Source organism: Monashia sp. HAY1-5C, assembly GCF_056755255.1.
On sequence record NZ_JBPGXG010000185.1, the window covers coordinates 1 to 7,107 of the forward strand.

The following is a 7,107-nucleotide window of genomic DNA, read 5'->3' on the forward strand; positions in this document are numbered from 1 at the left end:
GTGCCGCGGTCGAGACCGAGCACCTCCTCGGTGCGGGTGAAGACGTCGTCCCAGAGACGCGCCTCGAGGTGCGACTCCATCTTCGGGAGGTAGAAGTAGGGACCGCTCCCGCGCCGGAGCAGCTCGTGCGTGTTGTGGAAGGCGTAGAGGCCGAAGTCGAGCAGCGCTGCCACGACCGGTGCGCCGTCGAGCGTGACGTGGGCCTCGTCGAAGTGCCAGCCCCGCGGACGCGGCACGATGACGGGTGCCTGCTCCGGGTCGCGCAGGGCGTACTCCTTGCCCTCGGGGCTCGTGAACGCGATGGTGCCGCGGACGGCGTCGCGCAGCGTCACCTGTCCCCCGACGACGTTGCGCCAGTGCGGGGTGTTGGCGTCCTCGAGGTCGGCGAGCCACACCCTCGCTCCGCTGTTGAGGGCATTGATCGCCATCTTGCGGTCGGTCGGACCCGTGATCTCGACGCGTCGGTCGCGCAGGGCGGGAGGCGGTGCGGCGACCGTCCAGTCACCGGACCGGACCTCGGCCGTCTCGGGGAGGAAGTCGAGCGTGCCACCGTCCGCGAGGGCAGCCCGACGCGCGGCCCGCGCGCGGAGCAGCTCGTCACGCCGGGCGCCGAAGCGGCGCTGGAGGTCGGCCACGAGCTCGAGCGCCTCCGGCGTCAGGACCTCGTCGCTTCGCTCGACGGGGGGTCCTGCGACAGTGAGGGTGCCGGTGGCTGTCATGCTCGCTCCTTGCTCACGCCCGCGTGGGGCTGGTTCGTGGTTCGGACACGCGGCCCCGCCTCGCCGGCGGCGGCCGTCCCCCTGCGAGACTGGACGGCAGTGACGCACGGCGCTGGCTGCCCCTGATGGCGCTCGCTGGGCTATGATTTCATCATACGGAAAACTATTCTCACAAACAGCGTTGCGCCTCGTGAGACGACGAGCCGAGAGAGGCAGGGCCGCATGCCCGCACGCACGACCGGGACGCGTTCGAACGCCCGCTCCAGCGCCACGCCCAGCGCGGGCTCCTCGGCGTCCGGTCGCGGCCCCGCGGGCGGCGCGAGGGCCACGGGCGGCGTCCAGTCCCTGGACCGGGCCTTCGCGATCCTCGAGACCATCGCCGACGCCGGCGGCGTGATCAGCCTCTCGCAGCTGGCGGCCGACACGCACCTCCCGCTGCCCACGATCCATCGGCTCGTCCGCACGCTCGTCGACCTCGGCTATGTCCGTCAGGAGCCCTCGCGGCAGTACGCCCTCGGCCCTCGCCTGATCCGGCTCGGCGAGACGACCTCGCGGCGGCTGGCCAGCTGGGCCAGGCCGCACCTGGCCGCCGTGGTCGCGGAGCTCGGCGAGTCGGTCAACCTCGCGATGCTCGACGGCGACCAGGTCGTCTACGTCGGCCAGGTGATGCCCTCGCAGAACTCGATGCGGATGTTCACGGAAGTGGGTCGTCGCGTCGACCCGCACACGACCGCCGTCGGCAAGGCGATCCTCGCATCGCACGACGACGACGAGATCCGAGCGCTGCTCGGGCGCACCGGGATGGCGAGCCGAACGGAGCACTCGATCACGACGCCGGATGCCTTCATCGCCGAGATCGACCGGACCCGCAGCCGCGGGTACGCGGTGGACGACGAGGAGCAGGAGCTCGGTGTGCGGTGTGTCGCGGTCCCCGTGCCGGGCGACGGCCGGCTCGCGGTCTCGATGTCCGGCCCGCTCACCCGGATGGCAGACGGCATGGTCGAGAAGGCCGTGGCGCCGCTCCGCTCGGCGGCGGCCGCCATCGCAGCGGAGCTGAGCACACGCTCCTGAGGTTCGACCGGCCGCCGGGTTCAGGCGCTCTCATCTCCGATCGCGCTCGCGCTCCCGTGCACATCGCGCGCTCCTGGCCGTCATCGCCTCGGCGGGCACGGTAGGTGCAGTGGGGCAGCGCCGGTCAGCAGCTCGAACGCCTGGGTGAGCTCGGCACAGCTGCGGTCCGCGAGCTCCCGACCCTGTAGCGGGGCCTCGGCCAGTCCCCATGCGATGACGTCGGCTGCTTGCTCCATCCCGCGGGTCTCCCAGGGGACGCCGGGCGCGTCCCACGCCCGCAGCTGCATCCGGGCCAGGAACTGCTCCCGGGTCGGCTCGTCGAGGTTCTGCCACATCCACGCGTGCGCGAGCTCGTGCAACATCATCGACCGCTGGAACGGCGTCGCGGCCGCCCCTTCGACGGTGTCGCACAGGTAGATGCTGCTGCTCCTGCCCTGCGGGCGGGCCAGTCCCCATCTGTCGCTGGAACACTCGACCGGATGGGCGTGCTCGTCGAACGCGACGGACGCGACGTCCGGCATGCCGAGGTGAGCGGTGGGGAACCGTCCCATCGCCCAGCGGACCAGATCGTCGGCCGCCTCGGTGCCGTTGTGCACCTCAACCCGCCGCCCGGCCACCGTGACGGTTCCGGTGACCCGGTCCTCGACGGGCGCGGGGAGGACCGCATGCGTCCACCAGCCGTCCGGCAGCTCCGACGCGCTGACGCAGCTGCGCATCGACGCGACGTCGTGGTACCGGCGCTCGGCCACGATCCGGCCCTTCTCGATCTGCAGCTGTGCCGTGACGCCACCCGGGCAGCCGGTGCCGTCGTCACCGGTGTAGGTCAGGTAGGCCGTGAGGGGACCACGGTATTCGGGCCAGTAGCCGTAGAGCGCCGGCCCCCCGCCACCGGGGATCGCGTCCAGCCGCAGCGGCGCCCCACCGTGCTCCGCGGCAAACGACCCGATCGCATCCCGCCCGATGCGCCGCACTCCCAGCACAGAGTCGAGCAGGGTCGCGTTCTCCCCGTAGAGAGCGCCGACCGCACGACCATCGCGTCCGGACCACGCGGACAGGTAGCGGTCCACGAGCCCCCGTGAGGCAGCCAGGTCCTCGCCGAACCACGTGCGCGCGTCGTAGACCGGAGCTGTGAGGAACTGGAGCGACGCCCCGTGCACGGTCCGGGTCGCGGCACCGTCGGCGGCGTGCTCCGACACCAGAAGCTCGTCGGGACCGAGACGGTCACCCCACCCGGGCGGGCGGTCACCGTCCGACCCGGGCGTCAGCCGGTACTCGACGACCGCCCCGGACACGTCGATGTACGACCGCCCCGTCACGCCCTTCTCGATGGAGGAGAACGTGCCCGCGACGAAGCCGGCCACGGCTGGGCGGCCCTGGATCGGCCCCACCTGGTTGCAGCACAGGAGGTGCACGCTGTCGGCCGCCTCGAACATCAGCAGCTCCGCGACGGACCGATGCGACGCGCGGTCCCGCGCCGCGATCCACTGCACGGCGTTCTCGGCCCAGGGCCGGCCCGTTCCGGAACCGGTCAGCAGGGCGACGGACGTCGCGGCGATCGCTCCGAGCACCGCGGCTCCGTGGCCACGTCGTCGTCGACCCGGGTTCCGCGGACCAGCGCGCACACCGAGCATCACGTCAGCCGGGCCACGCCGCGCGGTCGAGGCCGCCGTCTCGGCGACTCGAGTCGGCACCGACGGCTGCGGGTCGCAGCGCCACGAACGGGTGGGTTCGGACGAAGGAGCGGAGCGCAGCCTCAGCGCGCAGGTCCGGCCAGCCGAGGATCCGCGAAGCCAGCATCCCGCGGTACGGGTGCCGTCTGAGGAAATCCCTTGCGACGTCGACGCTTTCCTCGTCCGAGAGGAACCGATGTTGCGGGGTGTACGACTCGCGGCCGACCTCCACGCGCAGGGCGGGACGGGCACGGAGGTTCCGGACCCAGTCGGAGTCGGGACCCCACCCGGAAAGGATGACGACCTCACGGGTAGTGGGCTCATACCGCATCACCATCGCCGTCATCGGATGCGCCCGCCCCGTGGTGCGTCCAGCGTGGACGAGCAGCATGAAGGTGCGACCGAGAAGCCGACCCCATCCGCGGCGGTAGAGGACCAGGGGGAGCCGGAACACTGCGAGTGCCAACCGGCCCGGCCGCCGCCGAAGCCCGAGAAGGGGTCGGTCGTGCCAGGCCCTGGCCGCCTGACTGTTCTTCACGATTCCACCTTCCTTGCTCCGCCTTCCTGCACGACCGGGCCGCGTCTTCGACGATCCGGGTGCACAGGTGCACCCGGATCGTCGAACCGCACCGACAGGCGTAGCCCGCTCGTGGACCCTCCAGGGGTCCGTCGGGCGTCAGGCGTGGGCCGCCGGTGCGTCGTGCGCGTGCACGAACCCGGCGTGGTCGACGATCTCCATCAGCCACACGACGAGGATCGAGCCCATGAACACGGCCAGCAGTACCTCGGCGGCGGCAGCCTCGGCGAAAGCCAAAGCCACCAGTCCGAGGACCAGCGCGACGACGGCGACACCGGTTCCCACCTTGCCGACTCGGTCGAAGGCGTCGCCGCTCCTCATGACGAGGAACGCGACGGTGCCCAGGACGAGGCCGACGGCTGACATCCCGCGGGGGTCCTTGACGAACGGCATCTCGCCGTTGACCAGGTAACCGACGTAGGGGACGCCGATGGCAACGACGAGGATGGTGCCGACCAGGTCTTTGAGTCTCAGTCTCATGATCACACCTCCTTCCACCGTCCACCCTGGTCCGCGTTCGGCTCACGCAGCAGAGGCGAAGGTCTCGCGCGCGGGGTGATGGTCGAGACACGGCAGGCGACGCATTGCCTAGTGCAGAACGACGATCAGGTTCATCGCTGCGTGCAGGATGAGGGGCGGATACAGGCTGCCCGTCACCGCGCGCGCATATCCGTACACGACGCCCCAGACGGCGGCGTTCAACACCTGCACCGCCACGAAGCCGATGGGTACCCCCACGAGCGCGTTGGCAGCGTGCAGCAGACCGAAAGCGATGCCGCCTGCCCACACGGCGAGCGTTGTGCCCATGTGGTCGGGGTAGATGCGAGCGAATGCGGCGCACAGCATCGCGAAGACGGCACCGCGCCACATCGTCTCCTCGACCAGCGGAACGGTGACAACCTCGGTGATCAACCACTCGTGGCCGCTGTAGGGAGTGGTGCCGCGGGTCAGGAGGAGGTACCCACCCACGATGCCGCAGTTGGCGAGGAGGGTCAGCAGAAGCCGTCGCCAGTGACGTCGAGTCTCACCCTGCCGCAAGCCCAGCATTCGAGGTCGCCAGACAGAGACCACCGCGAGCGGGACGATCAGATGCAGGCGAGAGGCGAGCCCGTACGCCGTCGCTAGCCACACTGACGCGCCGATCGGAGGGAATCGGGAGGTGACGAAGTGGTTGAAAGCCTGGTCGAGAAGCACGAAGGCAGCTGAGAAGGCGGCCAGCGCCAGGATGACCAGCATCGCCCTCGCCAGCGCACGCGGGGGCGGTCCCTGGCCCAATGCAGGGTTGTCTCGCGCTGGCTCAACACGAGTCACGTCAGCCGCCCCGCTCGTGAGCCTGTTCTGTCAAGGCCCACCGGGCACCGACGCCTGCTTGCGACCCCGCGCGAAGTACACGATCGGCCCGACCCAGCTGATCGCGATGATGGCGGCCCACTTCGCCTTGCTCCCGTTGACCTCGGCAGCGTCTCGGCGGGCGAGGTCGACCCACGCCGTCGCCGCCATGGACAGCTGCACGGAGGCGGCCACCAGAGTGGCTGTCCTCTGCCTGCTGCTCAGGTCCGACCACTGCTTGGTCCGCCGCCGGTTCATGGTTCCTCCCTCATCCCTCATGCCCGACGTCACTCATCCGACGAGAGCTCGGAGGGGACGACCGCCACGGGAGTTCGAGCGTGCGTGAGCACGCGCAGGCTCACGGACCCGAGGACGAGCCCGGCGAATCCGCCATGGCCTCGGCTGCCCACGACGAGCAGCTCGGAGCCGGCCGACTCCTCGATGAGCGTCTCGACCGGGTGCCCGCGCACCAGCGTGGACTCGACCATCACGTCCGGATACTTGTCGCACCAGCCCGCCAGCTGCTCCGAGACCAGCCGGGCCTCGCTGTCCCGCGCGGTGTCCGACCAGTCCATGGCACCGGCCAGATAGGGCCCGGTGTCCTGCCACCACCAGCACGCGACGGCCGTGAGCGCGAGGCCCAGCCTGCTGGCCCGGTCGAAGGCGAAGGCCACGGCAGGACCACAGGCCTCGCTGCCGTCCACCCCGACCGTGAGGTGCCGCCGATACGTCCTTTCCCCAGCGAGGAAGCTCGACTCAGCCAGCCGCATCGTGTCGTTGACCACCACGAGAGGGCAGCCGCTACGGCCCGCGAGCTGCGTCGCGATCGCGCCACCGACGACGGCTTCCACGGTGCCCTGACGCTGTCCGCCGAGCACGACCATCTCGGAGGTCTGAGCGCGAGTCAGCAGCTCGCGGGCCGGCGGCCCGGTCACCGTCTCGTACCTCATCTCGAGGCCGGGAGCGTGCTGCTCCACCACTGACATCGCGGACTCCATGACGACGCGCTCCTCGCGTCGCGGGTCCGTGCCCGGGAGCGGCTCTCCGGCCCATGGCTGGACGTGCAGCACGTGCAGGGCGCGGTTGCGCGACCTCGCCTCGTGCACGGCCCAGCACAGGGCGCCGCGGCTGCTTCGGCGCCCGTCATAGCCGACGAGGATCGCCCCAGGGGAAAGAGTGTTCGTGGTCATACACCGATCGTGGGCGGCAGGGCTCCTCGTCGGCAGGGACCAAGGGCCCGCCCCCGTGTCACCCCCGAAGGCCTCCCTCGAAGGCCTCCGCAGATGTCAGGACCTTCGACCCGTGTCGCGCCGTGCCGCCGCCGAAAGTCTGGAGACAGAGCACGATCCAAGGAGGAGCCATGGTCACGGTGCGGCACCAGGACAGAGACGGACAGACGGTCACGAGCACCGCCCCCCGGCGCGGCGCCCACCCTGACGAGGGAACCACCGTCGTCGTCGGCTACGACGGCACCCACGGGGCCGATGCGGCGCTCGACTGGGCGGCCCGGGAGGCGAGCCGCCGTGGCAGCGGGCTTCTCGTCCTGTGCGCGAGTCCCTACGTCGGCGTCGAGGGCGACGGGCTGACAGGCAGCGCGCTGCTGCCAGTGGACCTCGACCAGCGGGCTCGGCAGGTCGTGGCGGCCGGCCGGGACCGCGCGCGGACCGTCCTGGACGGCGACCGCATCGTGGCCGAGGCCGTGCGCGGCGGGGCCGTCGCGACGTTGGTCGACGCCTCGAGA

8 protein-coding genes and 1 pseudogene are annotated in these 7,107 nt (G+C 71.0%); 2 read left to right on the top strand and 7 right to left on the bottom strand.

Annotated features, from left to right (window positions below; genetic code table 11):
- Window positions 1–719 (bottom strand): annotated as a pseudogene (locus tag ACR9ZK_RS19820) (malate synthase A); the annotation flags it as partial.
- A 222-nt stretch (window positions 720–941) separates the two neighbouring features.
- Here ACR9ZK_RS19820 and ACR9ZK_RS19825 point away from each other — a divergent pair.
- The gene (locus ACR9ZK_RS19825) at window positions 942–1,790 is read left to right on the top strand and encodes an IclR family transcriptional regulator (protein ID WP_481343689.1); all 849 of its coding nucleotides are present in this window, start codon (window positions 942–944) and stop codon (window positions 1,788–1,790) included.
- A gap of 80 nt (window positions 1,791–1,870) precedes the next feature.
- Here ACR9ZK_RS19825 and ACR9ZK_RS19830 read toward each other — a convergent pair whose 3' ends face one another.
- The 6 genes from ACR9ZK_RS19830 to ACR9ZK_RS19855 form a co-directional block, all read right to left on the bottom strand.
- Window positions 1,871–3,358, bottom strand: a complete 1,488-nt coding sequence (locus tag ACR9ZK_RS19830) for a nuclear transport factor 2 family protein (protein WP_481343690.1) — start codon at window positions 3,356–3,358, stop codon at window positions 1,871–1,873.
- Between the two features lie 67 nt (window positions 3,359–3,425).
- Window positions 3,426–3,998: a nitroreductase/quinone reductase family protein gene (locus tag ACR9ZK_RS19835; RefSeq protein ID WP_481343691.1), complete on the bottom strand. Its 573-nt coding sequence runs from the start codon at window positions 3,996–3,998 to the stop codon at window positions 3,426–3,428.
- A gap of 138 nt (window positions 3,999–4,136) precedes the next feature.
- A complete protein-coding gene (locus ACR9ZK_RS19840) occupies window positions 4,137–4,517 on the bottom strand; it encodes a hypothetical protein (RefSeq protein ID WP_481343692.1) in 381 nt (126 codons plus the stop codon).
- A gap of 108 nt (window positions 4,518–4,625) precedes the next feature.
- Entirely contained in the window at window positions 4,626–5,273 is a 648-nt protein-coding gene (locus ACR9ZK_RS19845; protein ID WP_481343693.1) for a CPBP family intramembrane glutamic endopeptidase, read from the bottom strand.
- 105 nt (window positions 5,274–5,378) lie between these two features.
- A complete protein-coding gene (locus ACR9ZK_RS19850) occupies window positions 5,379–5,561 on the bottom strand; it encodes a PLDc N-terminal domain-containing protein (RefSeq protein ID WP_481343694.1) in 183 nt (60 codons plus the stop codon).
- 92 nt (window positions 5,562–5,653) lie between these two features.
- A complete protein-coding gene (locus tag ACR9ZK_RS19855; RefSeq protein WP_481343695.1) occupies window positions 5,654–6,556 on the bottom strand; it encodes a universal stress protein in 903 nt (300 codons plus the stop codon).
- Between the two features lie 170 nt (window positions 6,557–6,726).
- Between ACR9ZK_RS19855 and ACR9ZK_RS19860 the strand changes: the two genes are divergently transcribed.
- Window positions 6,727–7,107, top strand: a 381-nt coding sequence (locus tag ACR9ZK_RS19860; protein WP_481343696.1) for a universal stress protein, incomplete at its 3' end; no start/stop codon positions are given.

What these genes read in the sequence shown, in the direction of transcription:
- ACR9ZK_RS19825 (WP_481343689.1), top strand. Translation starts at nt 942, where the DNA reads ATGCCCGCACGCACGACCGGGACGCGTTCGAACGCCCGCTCCAGCGCC.
- ACR9ZK_RS19840 (WP_481343692.1), bottom strand. Translation starts at nt 4,517, where the DNA reads ATGAGACTGAGACTCAAAGACCTGGTCGGCACCATCCTCGTCGTTGCC.
- ACR9ZK_RS19845 (WP_481343693.1), bottom strand. Translation starts at nt 5,273, where the DNA reads ATGCTGGTCATCCTGGCGCTGGCCGCCTTCTCAGCTGCCTTCGTGCTT.
- ACR9ZK_RS19855 (WP_481343695.1), bottom strand. Translation starts at nt 6,556, where the DNA reads ATGACCACGAACACTCTTTCCCCTGGGGCGATCCTCGTCGGCTATGAC.